The organism is Streptomyces sp. NPDC043870, from assembly GCF_056435785.1.
On the sequence record NZ_JBWKDT010000045.1, the window covers coordinates 20,157 to 39,798 of the forward strand.

Genomic DNA, 19,642 nt, shown 5'->3' on the forward strand with positions numbered 1-19,642 from the left:
CACAACGACGGCGCGGGCAGGACGTCCGGTGCACGCCCGGTTCCGTCGGTGCCGGAGCCCGCCGTGCTTGCGCAGGCGCGGGTGAACATATCCGACGGACAGACGGTCGGTGTGGTGGAACGGGACGATGGTCGTCATGGACAAACAGCCCAAGGTGTACATGGACTCCCGCACCGTGGGCCTCGGCGACACCTGGCATGGCTACTACCGGGCCGCGCACCTGACGACGTCGGGGACGTACGTGCACCGGAACCCGCGGGCGAACACCGAGGCCGGACACCGTAACGTCACCCACGGCTGTGTCGGCCTCGCCTCCAACGGCACCGCCCAGCGCCGCTACGACCAGGTACGGGCTGGCGACGTCGTCACCGTCACCAGGGCGGACAAGGCCAACGCCGCCGCCGCTGGAAACGGCTACGGCTACGGCGACTGGAACCTGACCTGGAAGCAGTGGCTCGCGCACAGCGAGTCCGGCGCCATCACGACCGCATGACCCCCATCGCACCGGCCCTGCGCCACACGCGCCCCGCGCCGTAAAGAAGAGAGCACGACAAGGTGACCGAGGACGAGTTCGACCTCTTCTACACGGCTGCCTGCCCGCGTCTGGTCGGAAAGCTGTACGCCCTCACGGGCGACTACGCCGAAGCCCAGGACGTGGTCCAGGAGGCGTTCGCACGCGCCTGGGAGCGGCGTTCGTCCGTCCTGACCGGCGAGCAGGATCCGGAGGCGTGGATCCGCACGGTGGCACAGCGTCTGGCGATGAGCCGCTGGCGGCGGGCGCGCCGCTGGTGGGAGCTGGTCCGGGGCGAGCCCGTCCCGCGGCCGGTGCCCGAACCGAGTCCGGACCATGTCGCGTTGGTGGCCGCTCTGCGGCGCCTGCCGGAGGCCCAGCGGACCGCGATCGTGCTGCATCACCTGTGCGATCTGAGCGTGGAGCAGATAGCCGCCGAGACCGGTGCGGCCGTCGGCACCGTCAAGGCACGCCTGTCACGCGGCCGTTCAGCACTCGCCGCTCACCTGGTGAGCGAGGAAAACCACTCCACGGAGGAAGCCTGTGTCTGACCAGCTGCCACCGCATCCCTTGACCGAGACGGAGCTGTCGGCCCGGCTCCGTGGCCTGGCCGCACACGGCGCGGCACCGGCCACGGGGGCACAGGCGAGGAGCCGGGCGCAACGCCGCCGCCGCAGCCGGCGCGTTGTGCTCTCCACCACCGCGCTGACGGCGGCGGCCCTCACCGCCGTCACCTCCGGCGCCCTCACCTCCGGCGGCCTGGGCTCCGCCACCGAGGCGGTCGCACCCCCTGCGGCATCCGGGTCCCGCACACCCCCACCCGCCCCGTCCCCGGCGCCCGTCCAGCGGGTGACGATCGACCTGGACGCCCACACACTGACCATCAAGGGCAGGAGGTTCCCCATCAGCGGGCTGCAGGACAACTGCCCGATCGGCGAGAGGGCGGTCACGGTCACCGCCAAGTACCCCACCCTCACACTGCCCCCCGACAACTTCTCCAAGTATGTGCCCCGCATGCAGTGGGCGGTCACCTTCACCGACCGCCACCAGCACGAGAGGCTGCTGATGTGGGCGCTGGACCCCTCCGCCGGTCTCAACAGCATCGGCCAGGACTCCGGCGCCGGCTCCATCGCCCTCGCGCCCCAGGCCGGGAAATGGGTGTACGACGCCATCAAGCCCGGCGCGCGCGTGGAGATCAAGGGCCGCCAGGCCGCGAGCGCGGACCCGGACTCCGTTTGCTACGAGCGCCAGCCGGTCACCGGCGACCACTGACACCGAACCGGCAGCGTGGCGGGAGCACGCCGACCGTACCGGTCCAAGGCTGCGCGAATACCACGCCGGTGACGGCCAGGGTATCGACGTGAGCAAGAAGCCGCCGCCCCTGCCGACCCGCCCGGCACTCGCGCTGCGCGTTTGACTTTCCTCCGCCCAAGGCCCCCACTACTGAAGGCTTCGAACCCCCATGACCGAAACAGCTGCCAAGACACCCGAGAACGCCCTGCTTCCGGGTGGCCGGCGCCGGCACAGCAAGCCCAGACAGAATGGCACGGGAACCGGCCTGCGCCGGGCCCTCGTCCTCGCCATGGCCGTGCCCGTGGCGTCCGCCGCCCTGACGGGTCCGTCCGCCTTCGCCGCCCAGAAGGGTGTCGGCACGACGGCCAAGACCCACGATCTGGACACCGACGACCAGCAGATGGCCAAGAACCTGGAGACCCGGGTACTCGATCAGCGGCTGGGCTCGAACCTGAGCGGCGTTGTCCTCGACGCGGACTCGAAGACCACCGTCTGGGGCCACAACGCCTCCACCGCGCTGATGCCGGCGTCCAACGCCAAGCTCGCCACGTCGACCGCCGCCCTGACCGTGCTCGGGCCGCAGCACCGGTTCACCACGAAGGTCGTCTACGGCCACGGCACCCTGACCCTCGTCGGGGGCGGCGACCGCACCCTGACCACCGGCGACCTCGCGGAGTTGACGAAGACCGCGACCGCCGGACTCAAGGCCGCGGGCCGGACCACCGTGAAGGTCGCCGTCGACGACAGCCTGTTCCCGGAGCCGACCCTGGCCAAGGGCTGGAACGGCGGCTACTACCCCGACACCGTCGCCCCGGTCCGCGCGCTGGTCGTCGACGGGCACGGCGTCCAGGACACCTCCATCGACGCCGGGCAGGTCTTCGCCAAGCAACTCGCCGCGCACGGCGTCACGGTGACCGGCCCCGTCACCCGCGCCACCGCACGCCCGACGGACGTTCCGGTGGCCCAGCACAAGTCGGCGCCGCTGTCGGACATCGTCCACACGATGCTCAAGCACAGCGACAACAACATCGCCGAGACCCTGCTGCGGATGACGGCCGTGGGCGCCGGCCGCACGGCTACCTTCGAGGGCGGCAGTGAAGTCGTGCGCCAGGTGCTGAGCCGGGTGTACGGCGTTTCGCTCGACAACTTCGAGCTCTACGACGGCAGCGGCCTGTCCCGGGCCAACCGCATCCCGGCCGCCACCCTCGCGCAGATCCTCGAACTGCCGGCGCAGCCCCGCTACGCGCACGCCCTCGGCTCCATCCTCGACGGCATGCCCGTCTCCGGCGAGGCCGGCAGTACGCTCGGCCCGGAGTACGGCCGCTTCGACGACGCCAACTCCAAGTGTGCGGTGGGCAAGGTGCACGCGAAGACCGGGACCCTCACCGGCGCCATCGCGCTGAGCGGTCTGACTCAGGGCAGGGACGGCAAGTGGAAGGTGTTCTCCTTCGTCGAGAACGGCGCCACGGCCGACCCGAACGCCATCAAGGACGCCATGGACGGCCTCGCGGCGACCGTCAACGGCTGCTACGCGTAAGGGATTCAGCCTCGGTACTGGTGGGCTCGCCCTTTGCGGGGTCCTCGGCGGGAACAGGTTCCGATCCGATGCAACCTGGCTCCGGGCCCGTGCGTATAGGAGGCGACAACCGCACTTCACATGGGGAGGGGATCTCATGTACTTGGACCGTTCGGCCGGTCGGACCGCTGGCCGCCCCGGCGCCGCTGCCGCGGCTTGTGTCGCCCGTGACCCCGCAGTTGGGAGGCCCGCGTGAGCCGGATCTCGGTCCGGGGACTCGCAGTGGCTTCGGCCACGGCGGTCACCGCTGTGGGCGCCGTCGCTGGTGTTGCCTCAAGCAGCACCGGCCAGCCCGGAAGCGACGCCGAGGCGACGGCAGGCGACGCGACGCTTCTCGCCGACATCCCGCCAGGTCAGCAGGCTCAGGTGCAGATCGCGTCCTTGACGCAGCAGGCCGACGCACAGGCCATCGCCGCCGACGCGAGTGCCAAGAAGGTCGCCGAGGAGTCGGCTCGCAAGCAGGCCGCCGCGGACGCGGTGGCCAAGCAGAAGGCCGCGCAGAAGGCCGAAGAGGCAGCCAAGGCACGCAAGGCGGCCCAGGAGGCGGCCAGTCGCTCAGCCACGCGTGACGCCTCCAGCGTCCCGGTCCAGAGCTCCTACACCGTTGCGCAGATCCAGGCGATGGCGCGTCAGATCGTGGGCGCGGACCAGTTCCAGTGCTTCAGCTACATCGTGGACCACGAATCCACCTGGAACTACCGGGCGGCCAACCCTTCCGGCGCCTACGGTCTCGTCCAGGCATACCCCGGCTCCAAGATGTCGAGTGTGGGCGCCGACTGGCGGACCAACCCGGCCACGCAGATCAAGTGGGGCCTCAACTACATGAACGAGAGGTACGGCAGCCCCTGCCAGGCCTGGTCGTACTGGCAGGCCCACCACTCGTACTAAGTCGCGCGTCTGTTCGAGTGTGGACAGCCGCACCCTGCGCCGTGTCGTCTCCGGTCCACCCGCCCACGTGCTCGGCCGCCAGGGCCCACGACAGCTCGATCATGAGCCGGAGTCGTACCGGAGTCGTAGACGTGTCGGCGGCGACCGGGAGGGGCGAGAGGTCGGGACCGGACCGGGCCCGTGAAGCGCCGGTGAAAACCCTGTGGAAGTGGTGTCAGTAGATCCGTTTATGCTGCACCGGACGATCACGCGGGACCAGGGGAGGACGCGGCATGTTCGGCAAGCTGTTCGGCAGGGGTGCGGAGAGACCGGTGGCGGATCCGCACGCCCTGCCCGTCCCGCGCAGGCAGAAGAACGGGATGTACACGCTGCGCGCGCTCGGGGACACGCGGGTGCTCACGCTGGTGGAGGCGGCCGACGCGGGTGACTGGACTGCGGTCAAGGCGGCGCTGGCGCCCTTCGACCTCGGCCGCGACCACCAAGTCCTCGGTGAGCTGGCCGACTTGGACGGGGTGCAGGACTGGATCGGCCGGGCCGTCGAGGAGGACCAGGAGCACCGGGCGACGGCCCTGCTGATATCCGGGACGCGCCACATCAGCTGGGGCTGGGAGGCGCGCACCGCCCAGCGTGCCGTGAACGTCACGCAGAAGCAGTGGCGGGTTTTCCACGAGCGGCTCGACATCGCCGAGGAGCAGCTGCTCGAGGCCGCCGCGTTGCGGCCGGAATGGGTCACTCCGTGGCGCCGCCTCCTCACCTCCGGCCGCGGCATGTCGCTGGGCCCCGCCGTCAACGAGACCCGGTTCGACGCCGCCCTGCGCCGCGACCCACTCGACCTGGAGACCCACCTGGAGTGGGTGTCGCAGCTGCAGCCCCGTTGGGGCGGCGAGCCCGGCGAGGCCCTGGCGTTCGCCCGCGACGCGTTCGCCCGAGCCCCGCAGGGGCACCGGCTCGGCTGCGTGATCGCCATGGCGCACATCGAGGACTGGGTGGAGTCGGACAGCGGGGACTGCCTCGAGACCCCCGAGATCCAGCAGGAGTTGCGGGACGCCGCCGACCACAGCATCCTCCACCCCGCCTACGTACGGCGCCCGGGCTGGCAGCACGACTTCAACATGTTCGCCATGGCCCTGTCGCTGGCCGGTGAGCGCCACACGGTCCGGCGCGTCTACCAAACGCTGGACGGCGCCTACACCAAGTGGCCATGGACCTACTTCGCGGAGCCCGAGAAGCAGTTCGCCCGCCACCACCGCCGCGCCTGAGTACTCGCCGGCCCCGGTGCCGCCTGCCCGCCACCCGTCGCCCCTCCCCACTCCGGACTGCCTGATGACTCTTCCCGACACCGCCGTCGACCCGGCCGGCGCCGACCGCACCTTCCAGGTGGATCTGCGCGGCCTCGTCGACCTCCTCTCCCACCACCTCTACTCCAGCCCCCGCGTCTACCTGCGTGAACTCCTGCAGAACGCGGTGGACGCGCTGACCGCCCGGTACGGCCTCGAACCTGCCGCACCCGTCGACGCCTTCGGCATCCGCCTGTACGCCGACGGTTCGGTGGTACGTGTCGAGGACGACGGCGTCGGTCTCACCGAGGCCGACGTGCACACCTTCCTCGCCACGATCGGCCGCAGCAGCAAGCGCGCCGAGCGGATCGCCGAGCAACGCGGGGACTTCATCGGCCAGTTCGGCATCGGCCTGCTCTCCTGCTTCCTGGTCGCGGACGAGATCCACGTCCTGAGCCGCTCCGCCGGCACTCCCGAGGCACCCGCCGTGGAGTGGCGGGGACGCGGCGACGGCAGCTACACCGTCCGCACCCTGCCCGCCTCCGCCCGCCCCCGGCCCGGCACCACCGTCACGCTGACGCCGCGCGCCGACGCGGGCGAGTGGACCCGCCCGGAGCAGGTTCACGCGTTGGCCCGGCACTTCGGCTCCCTGCTGCGCCACCCGGTGACCTTCGACGACGGCACGGGCGGTCCAGGCACGTCCGTCAACCCGGATCCGGCACCCTGGGCGCGTACGTACCCCACGCCGGGAGCCCGTTCCCGTGCGCTGGCCGCGTACGGCGAGGAGGTCTTCGGGTTCACGCCGCTGGACACCATCGAGCTGGACCTGCCGGCCGTGGGCCTGAAGGGCATCGCGTGCGTGCTGCCCGAGGCGGTGCCGGCCGGGCGCCGGCACGGCCACCGCGTGCACGTCAAGGGCATGCTGCTGTCCGAGCAGGCCGAGGAGATCCTGCCCGAGTGGGCCTTCTTCGTCCGCTGCGTCGTCGACGCCGAGAGCCTGCGCCCGACGGCGTCCCGCGAGTCCCTGTACGAGGACGACACCCTCGCCGCCGTCCGCGACGCCCTCGCCGAGCGGCTGCGCGCGTGGATCGCCCGTGCCGCCGCCAGCGACCCGGACCTGCTCGGCCGCTTCCTCCAGACCCACCACCTGGCCGTGAAGTCGCTCGCCGTGCACGACGACGAAATCCTGCGGATGCTGCTGCCCTGGCTGCCGTTCGAGACCACCGACGGGCACACCACCCTCGACGAGTTCGCGCGCACCCACCGCACCGTGCTCGTGACGTCCAGCGTGGAGGAGTTCCGGCAAGTCGCGGCGATCGCCTCGGCCGCCGGGCTCGGCGTCGTCAACGGCGGCTACACCTACGACCGTGAGCTGGTTCACCGGCTGCCCGAGATCAGGCCCGAGGTCAGCGTCGCCGACCTCGACCCGGCGACCCTCACCGCCCACCTCGACCCCGTCGACCGTGAGACGGAACTGGCCGCCGCGGCCTACCTCGCCCTGGCCCGCGACGCCCTCGCCGTCTTCGACTGCGACGTCGCGCTGCGCACCTTTCAGCCCGCCTCGGCACCCGCCCTCCTGGTGGACAGCCGTGAGGCCCGGCACGAGCGCACCCGCTCCCAGCTCGCCCGTGAGCAGGAGGGCGGTCTGTGGGGCGACATCCTCGGCGCCCTGCGCCAGGAGGCACCGCGGGCCCAGCTGATCCTCAACCAGCTCAACCCGCTGGTCCGCACTGCCGTCGCCATCGACGAGCCCGAGCTGGCCCGCACCAGCGCCGAAGCCCTCTACGGGCAGGCCGCGATGCTGTCCCGGCGCCCGCTCAGGCCCGCCGAATCGAGCCTCATCAACCGCTCCTTCCTCGACCTTCTCGCCCACGCCCTCCGCAAGGACAGCTGACGATGCCGACCGCACCCCATCCCCAGAACACGGACGAGTTGTACCAGGCGCTCCAGGAGAACGACGGGCGCCCCTACGGCCGCACCCGCACCGTCATCGCCGAGGAACTCGTCGACGCCGCCGAGCAGTTCGCGGAGCCCGTCCCGCTCGTCCACGCGCTCCTCGAACTCCAGGAGGCGTACACCTATGGCTCCGAACCCCGGAAGTCGCCCGTCGTCTTCGCGCGTCTGCTCACCCTCTTCGACGAGCAGCCCGAAGTCTTCGACGAGCGCTTGCGCCACATGCTGTTCTGGCGGTTCAAGTGGGTGGCCCACGCCCTGCGCCAGCTGCCCGAGATACCGCTGGCCAGCCTGCGCCAGTGGCTCACCGAGATGCGCGACCGGTACGAGAAAGCCGGCCTCGGCCTCCAGCCGTACTACGGACAGGCGTACCAGCTCGCCGCCCACGTCGGAGAGGACACCACCCTCGCCTACGAGCTGTGGGCGGCCCGCACCCGCATCCGGCTCAGCGACTGCGAGGCCTGCGAGATCTGCGAGCGCGCCCTGTACCACCTCACCGCGGGCGACGACGAGCGGGCGTTGCGCACCTGGGAACCCGTCCTGGCCGGGAAGGAATCCTGCCAGGAGGAGCCGGCCCGCTCGATCTCGTACGCGCTGTTGCCCCTGCTGCGCACCGGCCGCACCGACCGGGCCCGCGAGCTGCACCTCGTCGGCTACCGCAGCTGCCGCCGCAACCCCTCGATGTCCCAGGAGATCGGCCGGCACCTGGAGTTCTGCGCGCTGACCGGCAACGAGGCACGCGGCCTGGAACTGCTCGCCGAGAACCGGAACCTGTTCGACGAGGTCGACTCGCCGCTGGACCTGCTCGGCTTCCTCACCGGTGTGGAGGTCCTCCTCCAGCGGGTCGAGCTCCTCGGCCACGGCGAACTGCCCGCCGCCGGGTACGCGGGCCGCACCTGGACGGTGGCCGGCCTGCGCGCCGAGGTGCGCGGCCGCGCCGACGACCTCGCCGCCCGCTTCGACGCCCGCAACGGAACCACGGCCCAGACCGACCGCCGCAGGGCCCGCCTCGACCGTGCCCCGCTCCTGGAGGCGCTGGAACTGACCCTGCGCCCCCGCAGCCTCGACGACGCGGCCCCGGCCGCCCCGGTTGCCGAAACCGCCGCCCGTACGGCCGCCGCCCTCCCCGACTCCCTGCCCGAACTCATCCTCCGGGCAAGGAGCTTGGACCAGCAGGGGCACCCGGACGCACAGGCCTGCTGGGCGCGGCTGCGCACGCTCGTGGCCGCCCGCGACTACGCCCACCCCGACGATCCGGCCGTGGGCCCGCTCGTACAGCTGCGCGCGGACCTGCTGGCCGAAGAGGCGAACCGGGCGGGCGAGAAGGACGAGTTCGGCGACGCCGCCGCCCTCCATGAGGAGGCCGCGGCCCTGTACGACGACGCCGGTGAGCCGGGTCACGCGGCGCTCTCCCGGGCCTGCGCCCTGCTCGCCACCGCCGAGATTCCAGCGGAGGGCGCCGACGGAGCCGAGGCGAAGGCCGCCGCGCTGACCGCTGCGCACGCGTCCCTGGTCCGCCTCCACGAGGAGACGCCCGGACTCGCTCCGTACCAGGAGGCCCGCCTGCTGCGGCTGCGGGTGACCGCGCTCGCCCTGCGCCTGCAGACGTCGGTCAGCGAGGAACATGTCGCGCCGGTCTTCGCCGAGGTGGACCAGTTGCACGCGTTCGCCACCCGGCACGACATCGCCGGGCAGATCTCCGGCGCCCTGGTGCTCCGGGTCAGCACCTACGCCATCTCCGGCGACCTGCCCGCCGCGGTCACCGAGACCGACGCTCTGCTCGACCGGCTGAAGGCGCACGGCCCCGCCTGGCACCTGCCCCGTACGCTCGGACTGCGTGGCCGGCTCCAGCTCGGCCTCCGGGACGCGCGGGCCGCGTACGCGGACCTCACCGAGGGCCTGCGGCTGGCCGCCGACTGGCCGGCCGACGCCGTCGACACCACCCGCCTCCACGGTGATCTGGCCGAAGCCTGCATGCACCTGGGTCGCCCCGACGAGGCACTGCGGCACCTGACGCGCTCGGCGGAGGTGGACCTTCGCCGCGGCAGCCGGACGGACGCGTTCTGCGCCTACAGCAACGCGGCCAAGCTCAGCCTCGACCTGGGCCGCGTCGAGGACTGCATCGCTCTGCTCGACTCCCTTCTGGCCGAACCGGACGTCGTCGCCGGAAAGCTGGACGACCGGCTCGTCGCTCAGCTGCGCCTGACCCGCGCCCGCGCTCTGCATGCGGGGGAGGACCTCAAGGCCGCCACGGCGGAGTTCGTCACCCTGGCTGCCGAGTCGTCCGGCTGGGACGACGACCCGGGAAGCCACGCCATGATCGCCGCGGAGACCGCCGTACTCCTCGGCGAGTCCGGCGAGTTCGGTCGGGCTCGCGAAGTCGCGGACCAGGCACTCGCCGCCCACGCCCGGGCCCCGCGGTACGAGCAGCTCAGCAACTGCCTGCGCGAACTCGCTCGCCTCCAGGCCCAGCAGCAGGGCCCCGACGGCCTGGTCGACGCCCTCGCCTTCCTCGCCGACGCCGGCCGTATCTCCGACGAGGCCCGCGCCGCCGGATACGAGGCCCACGGCCGCTCCCTGGAGACCGCTCTGGCCTACGAACACGGGCGGGTCAACGCCTACGCCGGCGAGTACGAGGACGCCCTGGCCGCCCTGGAGAAGGCCCTCGCCTTGCTGGGCGAGCCGGGAAGGGACGACGACCGCGCCGGCGAGTGGGCCGAGTGCGTCCGCCTCGCGGGCGCCGTGGAGGGCCTCTACCTGGAACGCCCCGCCCCCGCCCTCACCCGTCTCGACGCGGCGGTCTCCCGCCTGACCGCCCTGGGCCACACCGAGGAGACCGAGCCGCTGATCTCCTTGGCGGCCCGGCTGCGCGACGAGGAGTGACGCGGCGGTGCCGGGGCGACAGCCCGCCCCGGCACCGGCGCCCACCCTGGTGGGACTGCGGCGCGGACAGCCTGGCCAGATGCTTACAGAGGCATGTTGACCCCTATTCACCCCCCTACGCGAGGGCGGCTCGCCACCGGGCATCGTCGAGGCCGACGATCTCGGCAGGCTGGGCACCGCCCGCCCCGATGTCTACGGCCGGGCAAGCGCCACGGCGTTGACCCTTCCGGACCACTGACACCTGTCATGCCACCGTCGGCGCACGGCCCAGGATCGTTGGTATCGCGTTCGATTGTCGTTGTACTTTGGTGATTTCCAGCGGTCATAGGGGTTGTGATGTAGGGGTACTGGGGGCATTACCGCTCTGCTAGACATGGGGAAACAGAACGCGTGTGCAGAAGCGGCGAAACGGTTCGGTCAGCGAACTTCACCTTGCTGCTTCTGGACCGGGACACGGAGTTTTCATCCCCTTGAGCGACAAGCAGAATGCAGACGCCTGGATCCGCCGCTATCACGCCGCGGACGAAAGCCCGGTCCGACTGGTGTGCCTGCCGCACGCCGGCGGATCGGCCTCCTTCTACTTCCCCATGTCCCAGGCTCTCTGCTCGGCCGTGGACGTCCTCTGCGTGCAGTACCCCGGACGCCAGGACCGCCGGCACGAGCCCGGGATCACCGACATCGGCACCTACGCCGACGCGTTGACCAGCGCACTCCTGCCGTGGCTGGACCGGCCGACGGCCCTGTTCGGTCACAGCATGGGCGCCGTTCTCGCCTTCGAGGTGACGCGCCGTCTGGAGCGTGACCATGGCGTCGAGCCCGTCCGGATCTTCGCCTCGGGAAGGCGTTCACCGTCGAGTTACCGCCACGAAACCGTGCATCTGCGCGATGACGACGGCATCGTGGCGGAGATGCGCGAGCTCAGCGGAACCGACGCGGCCATTCTCGGAAACGAGGAGATCCTCCGCATGGTGCTGCCCGCCATTCGCAGCGACTACACCGCCATCGAAAACTACCGGGCCGCGCCCGAGAACACGGTGAACACCCCTATCACCGTGCTGACCGGCGAGTCCGACCCCCGTACCAGCCGCGAGGAGGCGGACGCCTGGGAAGGGCACACCCGGGGCGGATTCGACATCCACCGTTTTCCGGGAGGTCATTTCTTCCTCGCCCGGGAACAGGAAAAGATCTTGAACATCGTTTCTGAGCAACTCTCAGCGGCCACCTCAAAGGGCTGAGCCGCACGCCGGGAAAGCCACCGACCAAGGCTGACCCGGCGGCGAAAGATGAAGAGACGGGAACCGAGGCCGGGCCGGACAGCCCTCCCCGCACCGGAGGGAACCGACCCCGCCCCGGGGCCCCGCCCCGCCCACCCGGCGGGGCGCGAGGAGGGGCGACACAGTGCACAGCAGGGCAAGTTCACAAAGCTCGGGGGAAGGGAACGCAGTGGTGGCAAGGCTGGTCGAACGCGAGAAGCAGTGGGAGACGCTGAACGACCTGCTCGACAGCGCCCGCCGGAGCCGCGGCCGCGTCGCCGTCATCAGCGGGCCCATCGCTTCCGGCAAGACCACCCTGCTGGAGTCCTTCACCGAAGCCGCCATGGCCGACGGGGCACTCGTCCTGGAGGCCGCCGGCTCCCGCGCCGAGCGCTACCTCCCCTTCGGTATCCTGCGCCGTCTCCTCGACAGCACCGCCCCGCTGGACCCCGCCGTCCACGCCGAGGCCACCGCACTCCTCGACGGCGTCGGCGACCAGGCGACAGGCGCCGACGACGCCACCGGCGCCGCAGAGGCCGGGATGCGCGTCCTGTCCCACATCTGCGCCTCGCTCCTGCGGATCGCACGGGACCGCACCGTCGTCATTGCCGTCGACGACGTCCACCACGGCGACGAACTCTCCCGCGCCTTCCTGCTGTGTCTGGCACGGCGGGTCCGGCAAGCCGGCGTCCTGATCCTCCTCACCGAGGCCGTACGGCTGCTGCCCGCCCAACTTGCTTTTCACGCCGAATTGCAGCGCCAGCCCAACTGCACCAACATCCGGCTGTCCCCGCTCAGCGTGGAAGGCACCGCACGCGTCCTGGCCGGGCACTTCTCCGCCGCCGCCCAGCGCCTGTCCGCCGACTGCCACGAGGCCACCGGCGGAAACCCGCTGCTGGTCAAGGCCCTGATCGAGGACGGCCTGGCGATCCTCGGCGACAGTGAGCCGTTCCAGCCGCTCATCCCCGCCGACACTTTCGAACGCGCCCTACTGGACTGCCTCCACCGCGGCGACCCCGAGATGCTGGCTGTCGCCCGGGGCATCGCGGTCCTCGGCGACGTCTGCCCGCCCGCGCTCCTCAGCCGCATCACCGACGTCCACGTAAAGGCCGCCGAACTGGCCGTCCAGGACCTCAGCCGGTGCGGGATCCTGCACGACGGCGCGTTCCGCGAGGCCGCCACCCGAGCCGCGGTGCTGGCCGCCACCCCCCGCGGGGCGCTGACCGCGCTCCACCAGCGCACGGCTCGCCTGCTGCACCAGGAAGGGGCAGCGGCCCTCGACGTCGCCCGCCACCTCCTCGCCGCCCGTAAACGGGTGGAAGCCTGGGCGATCCCCGTCCTGCAGGAGGCCGCCGAATACGCCCTCGTCCAGGACGACCCCCAACTCGCCCTGCGCTACAGCGAACTGGCCGTCGACTCCTGCCCCGAAGGTCCACGGCGCACCGCTCTGAAATCCCGCCTCGTGAGCATCGTCTGGCGCAGCAGCCCCGGCGCAGCCGGGGGCCATCTGCGGCAGCTGTCCCGTGAGTTCACCGCCGGCCGGCTCACCGACAGCGACCTCCTCCACGCCGTGACCTGCCTGGCCTGGATAGGCGAGGCCCGGGAGGCCGGCGAAGCCGTGAGCCGCCTCCAGGCCGCAGCCCAGGAGGACCAGGCCGCCGGACGCCCCCCCGCCTACGACCCGGGCACACTCGCCGCCGCGCAGAGCTGGCTCTCGCTGTTCAGCCCCCCGGTCCGGGAAAAGTTCACGACCGCCGGGCCCCCGCACGACACCCCGCCCGGCGCCCCGCGTACGCCGAACGCCGCCACTGCGGCGTACGGCACCGGCGCCGCCCCCTACGACATGCCCGACGACGCCCACGTGCCGGCCGTCGAGGCCATGCGGACCGCCCTGCGCGGCGGCCAGGGGGAGGCGGCTGTCGCCGAGGCCACCCGGGTGCTGCAGCGCTACCATCTCAGCGACCGCACCCTGACGCCGCTTGTCTTCGCATTGCAGGCCCTGCTCTACGCCGGCCGCCTCGACCTCGCGCTGACCTGGACCGACCGGCTGCTCGGCGAGTGCTCCGCCCGCAACGCGCCGAGCTGGCAGGCGGCCCTCGGCGTGGTCCGGGCCGAGATCGCCCTCCGCCAGGGCGACCTGCCGGGCGCGGCCGCCCAGGCCCGCCACGCCATGTCCCTGATCTCCGTGCAGTGCTGGGGCGTGGGCATCGCCCTGCCGCTGTCCGTTCTCGTCGAGGCCGAGACCCAGATGGGCAACCTCGAAGAGGCGATGAGCCTGCTCGAACAGCCCGTGCCCGAGACGATGCTGGAGACCCACGTCGGGCTGCACTACGTCCGGGCCCGCGGCCGCTGCCACCTCGCCACCGGCCGCTACCACGCCGCCCTGCGCGACTTCCTCACGTGCGGGGAGCTGATGCAGGCCTGGGGCATGGATGCCGTGGAGCTGGCGCCGTGGCGACTGGACGCCGCCGAGGCGTGGCTGGCCATCGGCAACAAGGCGCGTGCCCGGGAGTACGTCGAGCAGCAGAGGCAGCGGGAGGCGGGCCCGGCCGGCAGCAGGCCGCGCGGTGCCCTGCTGTTCGCGCTCGCCCGCACCAGCGGCGACCTCACGTACCGCCTCAAGCGGCTCACCGAGGCCGTGGAGGCCCTGGAGCAGAGCGATGACCGGCTCCAACTGGCCAGGGCACTGGGGGAGCTGGGCAGCGACTACCGTGCGGCCGGGGACTTCCAGCGGGCCCGGATGCTCGCACGCAAAGCCTGGCACGTCGCCAAGTCCTGCGGGGCACAGTCGCTGTGCGAGCAGTTCTCGCCGGGGCAGGGCGACGGCGAGCCCGTCGTGGCCGGACGCGAGGCGGAACCGCCCCGGGAGACCGAGGTGCTGTCCGAAGCCGAGGCACGGGTGGCGCTCCTCGCCGCGCGCGGCCACACCAACCGCGAGATCGCCACGAAGCTGTACGTCACCGTCTCGACGGTCGAGCAGCACCTGACCCGGATCTACCGCAAGCTGAAGGTCAAGCGGCGCCGTGACCTGCCCGCCCGGCTGTGGGACATGAGCCTGCCGGGCATCGCCTGAGGCGCGAGCCCCGTGCGGGGGGCTCGGGAAAGAGGGGCCGGGTACCCGGGGCCGTGCGACCCCGGGCACCCCGCCCCCGCATGCCGGACGCCGTCGTCAGGAAAGCAGGCCCCGCTCCAGGGCCGTGATCACCGCCGCCGTCCGGTCCGACACCGACAGCTTCTTGAACGACCGCAGCAGATGCGTCTTGACCGTAGCCTCGCTGATGAACAGCCGGCGCCCGATGTCGGCGTTGGTCAGGCCCTGCCGGACCAGTTGCAGCACCTCGCGCTCCCGCTCCGACAGCACCGGCGGCTCCGCCACCCGGGCCCGGAACAGCTTCGGCGCCAGCGAGGGCGTCAGCACCGTCTCGCCGCGCGCCGCCGCCTTCACCGCGTTCACGAGCTCCTCGCGGGAGCTGCCCTTGAGCAGGTAGCCCGCCGCGCCCGCCTCCACCGCCCGCAGGATGTCGGCGTCGTCCTCGTACGTCGTCACGATGACCACCTTGGTCCGTGGCGAATCCCGCAGGATGTGCCCGGTCGCGGCCACCCCGTCCATCGCACCCATCCGCAGGTCGAGCAGGACGATGTCCGGCTTGAGCCGGGCGGCCTGGAGTGCCGCCTCCTCACCGGAGCCGGCCTGCCCCACGACCCGGATGCCCTCCTCCAGCTCCAGCATGGCGCTCAGGCCCTCCCGGACCACCGGGTGGTCGTCGGCGAGCAGCACCCGGATCGGCTCACGCTCACCCATCGGTCGACTCCTCCTCCGCAGGGCCCAGTGGCACCAGCACCTCGATGACCGTGCCCGCGCCCGGGCTGCTGCTGACCTGCGCCGTGCCGCCGATCTCCGCCACCCGGGCGCGCATTCCGCGCAGTCCGAAACCGCTTTGCTCGCCGTCCGGCTCGCGACCCTGCCCGCCGTCCGGCCGGCCGTGCGGTGCGCGGTCGAGCCCCTCGTCGTCCGCCTGGAAGCCCGCGCCGTCGTCGCGGACCACCAGCCGTACCGCCTCCGGCGCGTACGCCACCAGCACCTCCACCCTACGGGCGTCCCGCGCGTGCTTGCGCACATTGGCGAACGCCTCCTGCGCCGAGCGCAACAGCACCACATTGACCGCCATCGGCAGTGGCTGCTCCTCGCCCCGGGACGCGCACCGCACCGACAGGCCCGTCTCCTCCATCAGCAGATCGGCCTGCCGGCGCACCGCCTGCACCAGGGAGCTCTCCCGCAGCGCCGGAGGGGTGAGCTTGGAGACAAAACCGCGCGCCTCGGCCAGGCTGTCCCGGGCCACCCGCCCGGCCAGCCCCAGCCGTTCGTGGGCCCGTTGGGGATGGGACACGACCTCCGACTCGGCCGCCTGCACCAGACTGATGATGCTGGTCAGACTCTGCGCAAGGGTGTCGTGGATCTCCCGGGCAAGCCGCTCCCGCTCGGCCGAGATCCCGGCCCGGTGGGACAGCTCGGCCTCACGCTCCCGGCTGCGCCGCAGCTCCTCGATCAGCTCGGCCCGTTCGGCACTCTGCTGCACCACCCGGGTGATCCACAGGCCGAGCAGTACCGACAGGGCGATGCCCAACAGCGAGATGGGCAGCACCGACAGGATGTGCGGGTCGAACTGCCCGCCCCGCAGCCACACCACGATCACCGGCCACAGGTTCGCCAGGACCACCAGCACGATCGCGGCCGGCATCGGCAGGCTCATCATCAGCATGGGCACCACCGCGAACAGCGCGAAGGAGCCCCCCAGATCAAGCGTGGCGGCGAACGCGAACAACAGGAACAGGCCGACCGAGAACACGAGGTTCCGCCGACCCTTCGTCCGCAGGATCATCGGCCGCCGGCCGAGCCCCGCGTACCAGGGCACGATCAGCGTCAGCGCCCCGATGGCGAACGCCCGGTGGACCTGGTCCTCGTCGGAGGCGAACAGCATGATGACCGTGATGACGTAGGAGACGGCGAAGAAGCCGTCCCACAGACCGAACCAGCGGCTCCCCGAATCGAGACCCGGACGCGCGGCCTGCCGCGGGACCTCCTCCTGCGTGAGTATGTGCACGCCACCAGTCCTACCACGAGCTTTGCCGCTGTCCGTCGATCGGTTGACAGCCGATCCCACCGATCGGTCGGCACCCCGCCCACCTCGCCCGTCCTACGGTGGAAGCGGCGGAAGGGAACCGCGACAACGAGGTTCCCGTCGAAAATCGGGAAGGACGGCTTCGGTCACGTGGGGCAGTTCACTACGGCACTCATCACCTGCGGGTCGATCCTGGCCGTCATCCTCGCGACCGACTACGGAAACCAGCGCATCACCGCCGTGAGGGTCGCCGGTCCCATACTGGTGGCCGGCCTGGTGATCGCCACCCGCGTACACGCCTTTCCGACGGCGGGCAACGACACATCGCTGCACCTCGCCGGTATCGGAGTGGGAGCCATCTGCGGACTCGTGGCAGGCTCCCTGCTCTCGGCACACCGGGCCCCAGCGGGGGACATCCGCACCACCGGCGGACCCGGCTACGCGGCCGTCTGGACCCTGCTCACCGGGTCCCAGATCCTCTTCGCCTACGGCTGCGAGCACTGGTTCGGGGCGCGGATGGCACGATTCACCACCGACTACCAACTCAGCGGCAGCGAGGTCCTCGTGAGCGCGCTCGCGCTGATGTCGCTGTCGACGGTGGTGGCCCGCACCGCGGTCCTGCTGTCCCGGCAGCGCGCCGTACCGGCCGCCACCACAACGGACGCCGACCGATCGAAAACGTTCCAGGAACAAGGGTGACGCAGTGCAACACAACGAAGAACTGAGGCTCCGTCCGCCTCGCAACCGGGTCGAGAGCCGCGCGATCGGCTGGTGGACCCTCCAGTCCTCGCTGTTCGCCCTGCCGCTCCCGCTCGTGTTCGGGGTGCTGTGGACCTTCATCCCGCCCGCCCGATTCGTGTTCGGCCCGCTCTTCCTCGCCTGCCTCGTGCCCGGACTCCTCTACATGGCCGTGATGCCCGTCTGGCGCTACCGCGTCCACCGCTGGGAGACCACCCAGGAGGCCGTCTACGCCGCCTCGGGATGGCTCTGGCAGCGCTGGCGGGTCGTCCCGCTCTCCCGCATCCAGACGGTGGACCTGCTGCGCGGCCCCCTCCAGCAGATGTTCAACCTCTCCGGGATCACCGTCACCAGCGCCTCCTCCTCCGGCGCGGTGAAGATCAAGGGCCTGGACCACCGGACCGCCACCGAACTCGTCGAGCGGCTCACCCGGGCCACCCAGGCCGTACCGGGAGACGCCACATGATGCCGGACACCGCCGTACGCCGCCCGGCCGACACCCCGGACCAGGAATGGGGCCGGCTCAACTCGCGCCTGTTCCTCGTCAACCTGAGCGTGGTGGCCACCCCGCTCGCCACCTTCGGCCTCACCCTCGTCATCAACGACGGCCGGACCAACCTCCAGGTCCTGATCACCCTGGGCTCGCTGCTGATCACCTGCCTGGTGATCGCCGGCATCAGCGTCATGCGGCTGATCACCACCCGCTACCGGGTGACCGGCGACCGCGTGGAACTCCACAAGGGGCGGTTCTTCCGCAGCGAGCGCTCGGTGCCCATCGACCGCATCCGCGGCGTCGACCTGACCGCCAACCCCCTGCACCGGATCTTCGGCCTCACCTCCCTGAAGATCAGCACCGGCGACCAGGGCTCCGCCGACGCCGGCCTGTCCCTGGACGGCCTCAGCGTCGCCGACGCCGCCGCCCTGCGCGGGCGGCTGACCGAACTCCGGCACGCCGCCCACGGCCTGCGGCCCACCGACCCCGACAGCGACACCACCCTCGCCGAACTCGACTGGGCCTGGCTGCGGTACGCGCCGCTGACCCTCTGGGGCGTCGGCGGTGTGTTCATCGCCGTCGGCAGCGCCTACCGCACCCTGCACGAGCTGAAGGTCGACCCCCTCGAACTCGGCATCGTCAAGGACCTCACCGACCGCTTCGGCTCCGTCCCGCTCTGGTACGGCATCCTCGTCACCCTCCTCGTCATCGTGGTCATCGGCGTCGCCGGATCCACCGCCACCTTCATCGAGGGCTGGGGCGGCTACCGCCTCGACCGCGAGGAGCCGGGCATGCTCCGGGTCCGCCGCGGCCTGCTGATCACCCGCTCCGTCAGCATCGAGGAAGCGCGGCTGCGCGGCGCCGAGGTGGCCGAGCCGCTGCTGCTGCGCTGGGCCGGCGGAGCCCGCCTCAAGGCCGTCGCCAGTGGCCTAGGCGACGAGGACGAGAACAGCAGTCGCAGCCGCCTCACCCCGCCCGTCCCCCTGGCCCTGGCCCGCCGGATCGCCGCCGACGTCCTGGGCGAGTCCGTCTCCCCGACCACCGCCGCCGCCCTCGCCCCGCACCCCCGCGTCGCCCTCCGGCGCCGGATCAACCGCGCCCTGACCTGGGCCGCCCTGCCCGGCGCGGTCCTCGTCGGCCTCGGACTGTGGCTCACGCCCGTGCTCGTTCACACCGGCTGGATCACCACCCTGGTCCTGGCGGCCGCCGGAGTGGCCTTCGCCTTTGACGCGTACCGCAACCTCGGCCACGCCGTGCACGGCCGCTACCTGGTCGCCCGCTCCGGCACCTTCACCCGCCGCACCGCCGCCCTCCAGTGCGACGGGATCATCGGCTGGTCCATCACCCGCTCGGTCTTCCAACGCCGGGCCGGCCTGCTCACCCTGGGCGCCGCCACCGCCGCCGGCAACGGCGTCTACAAGGTCCGCGACGTATCGGTCTGCGAGGGCCTCGCCTTCGCCGAGGAAGCCGTACCCGGGCTGCTCACCCCGTTCCTGGAACGAGTCCCCACGCGCCGCTGACCACATCCGTCCCCCGCAGCGATCGGCGTACCCCCGGGAGTGGGGGGGGGGGGGGGCCCCCCCCCCCCCCCCCCCCCCCCCTCTTTCCCCCACTCTCCGGCGGGGGGGGGGGTCCTTTGCTTCCCCCCTCTCCCACC

The 19,642-nt window shown here is 71.8% G+C and carries 15 protein-coding genes; 13 read left to right on the plus strand and 2 right to left on the minus strand.

Translation table 11 applies throughout. The features are described 5' to 3' along the window. Positions 1–127: 127 nt before the first annotated feature. The 10 genes from AC0699_RS33730 to AC0699_RS33775 all read left to right on the plus strand — a co-directional run bounded on the left by AC0699_RS33730 (position 128) and on the right by AC0699_RS33775 (position 14,707). Entirely contained in the window at positions 128–493 is a 366-nt protein-coding gene (locus AC0699_RS33730) for a L,D-transpeptidase family protein (RefSeq protein ID WP_478667931.1), read from the plus strand. A 62-nt stretch (positions 494–555) separates the two neighbouring features. Then, a complete protein-coding gene (locus AC0699_RS33735; RefSeq protein ID WP_478667933.1) occupies positions 556–1,062 on the plus strand; it encodes a SigE family RNA polymerase sigma factor in 507 nt (168 codons plus the stop codon). Next, positions 1,055–1,783: a L,D-transpeptidase gene (locus tag AC0699_RS33740; RefSeq protein ID WP_478667936.1), complete on the plus strand. Its 729-nt coding sequence runs from the start codon at positions 1,055–1,057 to the stop codon at positions 1,781–1,783. Before AC0699_RS33735 ends, AC0699_RS33740 begins: the two co-directional genes overlap by 8 nt. Positions 1,784–1,973: 190 nt before the next feature. Beyond that, positions 1,974–3,341 carry a D-alanyl-D-alanine carboxypeptidase/D-alanyl-D-alanine endopeptidase gene (gene dacB, locus AC0699_RS33745; RefSeq protein WP_478667940.1) on the plus strand — a complete coding sequence of 456 codons (1,368 nt, stop codon included), beginning with the start codon at positions 1,974–1,976 and terminating at the stop codon, positions 3,339–3,341. Positions 3,342–3,572: 231 nt separating this feature from the next. After that, positions 3,573–4,268 carry an aggregation-promoting factor C-terminal-like domain-containing protein gene (locus tag AC0699_RS33750; protein WP_478667943.1) on the plus strand — a complete coding sequence of 232 codons (696 nt, stop codon included), beginning with the start codon at positions 3,573–3,575 and terminating at the stop codon, positions 4,266–4,268. Positions 4,269–4,540: 272 nt separating this feature from the next. Beyond that, the gene (locus AC0699_RS33755; RefSeq protein ID WP_478667946.1) at positions 4,541–5,527 is read left to right on the plus strand and encodes a hypothetical protein; all 987 of its coding nucleotides are present in this window, start codon (positions 4,541–4,543) and stop codon (positions 5,525–5,527) included. 64 nt (positions 5,528–5,591) lie between these two features. Beyond that, on the plus strand, positions 5,592–7,439 hold the full coding sequence (locus tag AC0699_RS33760) for an HSP90 family protein (protein ID WP_478667950.1): 1,848 nt from the start codon (positions 5,592–5,594) through the stop codon (positions 7,437–7,439). 2 nt (positions 7,440–7,441) lie between these two features. Beyond that, positions 7,442–10,381: a hypothetical protein gene (locus tag AC0699_RS33765; protein ID WP_478667953.1), complete on the plus strand. Its 2,940-nt coding sequence runs from the start codon at positions 7,442–7,444 to the stop codon at positions 10,379–10,381. A 470-nt stretch (positions 10,382–10,851) separates the two neighbouring features. Beyond that, complete coding sequence (locus AC0699_RS33770) at positions 10,852–11,616, plus strand: thioesterase II family protein (protein WP_478667957.1); 765 nt, start codon at positions 10,852–10,854, stop codon at positions 11,614–11,616. A 211-nt stretch (positions 11,617–11,827) separates the two neighbouring features. After that, the gene (locus tag AC0699_RS33775) at positions 11,828–14,707 is read left to right on the plus strand and encodes a helix-turn-helix transcriptional regulator (RefSeq protein WP_478667960.1); all 2,880 of its coding nucleotides are present in this window, start codon (positions 11,828–11,830) and stop codon (positions 14,705–14,707) included. 96 nt (positions 14,708–14,803) lie between these two features. On the opposite strand, the gene AC0699_RS33780 is transcribed toward AC0699_RS33775, so the two are convergent. Next, the gene (locus AC0699_RS33780; protein WP_478667964.1) at positions 14,804–15,436 is read right to left on the minus strand and encodes a response regulator; all 633 of its coding nucleotides are present in this window, start codon (positions 15,434–15,436) and stop codon (positions 14,804–14,806) included. Continuing rightward, complete coding sequence (locus tag AC0699_RS33785) at positions 15,429–16,736, minus strand: sensor histidine kinase (protein WP_478667965.1); 1,308 nt, start codon at positions 16,734–16,736, stop codon at positions 15,429–15,431. Before AC0699_RS33785 ends, AC0699_RS33780 begins: the two co-directional genes overlap by 8 nt. Before the next feature lie 168 nt (positions 16,737–16,904). On the opposite strand from AC0699_RS33785, the gene AC0699_RS33790 reads away from it, so the two are divergent. From AC0699_RS33790 to AC0699_RS33800, 3 genes are read left to right on the plus strand one after another with little or no spacing between them, the layout of a single operon-like run. After that, positions 16,905–17,453, plus strand: a complete 549-nt coding sequence (locus AC0699_RS33790; protein WP_478667969.1) for a hypothetical protein — start codon at positions 16,905–16,907, stop codon at positions 17,451–17,453. Between the two features lie 4 nt (positions 17,454–17,457). Further along, positions 17,458–17,958: a PH domain-containing protein gene (locus tag AC0699_RS33795; RefSeq protein WP_478667972.1), complete on the plus strand. Its 501-nt coding sequence runs from the start codon at positions 17,458–17,460 to the stop codon at positions 17,956–17,958. Continuing rightward, the gene (locus AC0699_RS33800) at positions 17,955–19,505 is read left to right on the plus strand and encodes a PH domain-containing protein (protein ID WP_478667975.1); all 1,551 of its coding nucleotides are present in this window, start codon (positions 17,955–17,957) and stop codon (positions 19,503–19,505) included. The genes AC0699_RS33795 and AC0699_RS33800 overlap by 4 nt, the downstream gene beginning before the upstream one ends. The last annotated feature ends 137 nt before the right edge of the window (positions 19,506–19,642 follow it).

What these genes read in the sequence shown, in the direction of transcription:
- AC0699_RS33730 (WP_478667931.1), top strand. Translation starts at nt 128, where the DNA reads ATGGTCGTCATGGACAAACAGCCCAAGGTGTACATGGACTCCCGCACC.
- dacB (WP_478667940.1), top strand. Translation starts at nt 1,974, where the DNA reads ATGACCGAAACAGCTGCCAAGACACCCGAGAACGCCCTGCTTCCGGGT.
- AC0699_RS33755 (WP_478667946.1), top strand. Translation starts at nt 4,541, where the DNA reads ATGTTCGGCAAGCTGTTCGGCAGGGGTGCGGAGAGACCGGTGGCGGAT.
- AC0699_RS33760 (WP_478667950.1), top strand. Translation starts at nt 5,592, where the DNA reads ATGACTCTTCCCGACACCGCCGTCGACCCGGCCGGCGCCGACCGCACC.
- AC0699_RS33765 (WP_478667953.1), top strand. Translation starts at nt 7,442, where the DNA reads ATGCCGACCGCACCCCATCCCCAGAACACGGACGAGTTGTACCAGGCG.
- AC0699_RS33780 (WP_478667964.1), bottom strand. Translation starts at nt 15,436, where the DNA reads ATGGGTGAGCGTGAGCCGATCCGGGTGCTGCTCGCCGACGACCACCCG.
- AC0699_RS33800 (WP_478667975.1), top strand. Translation starts at nt 17,955, where the DNA reads ATGATGCCGGACACCGCCGTACGCCGCCCGGCCGACACCCCGGACCAG.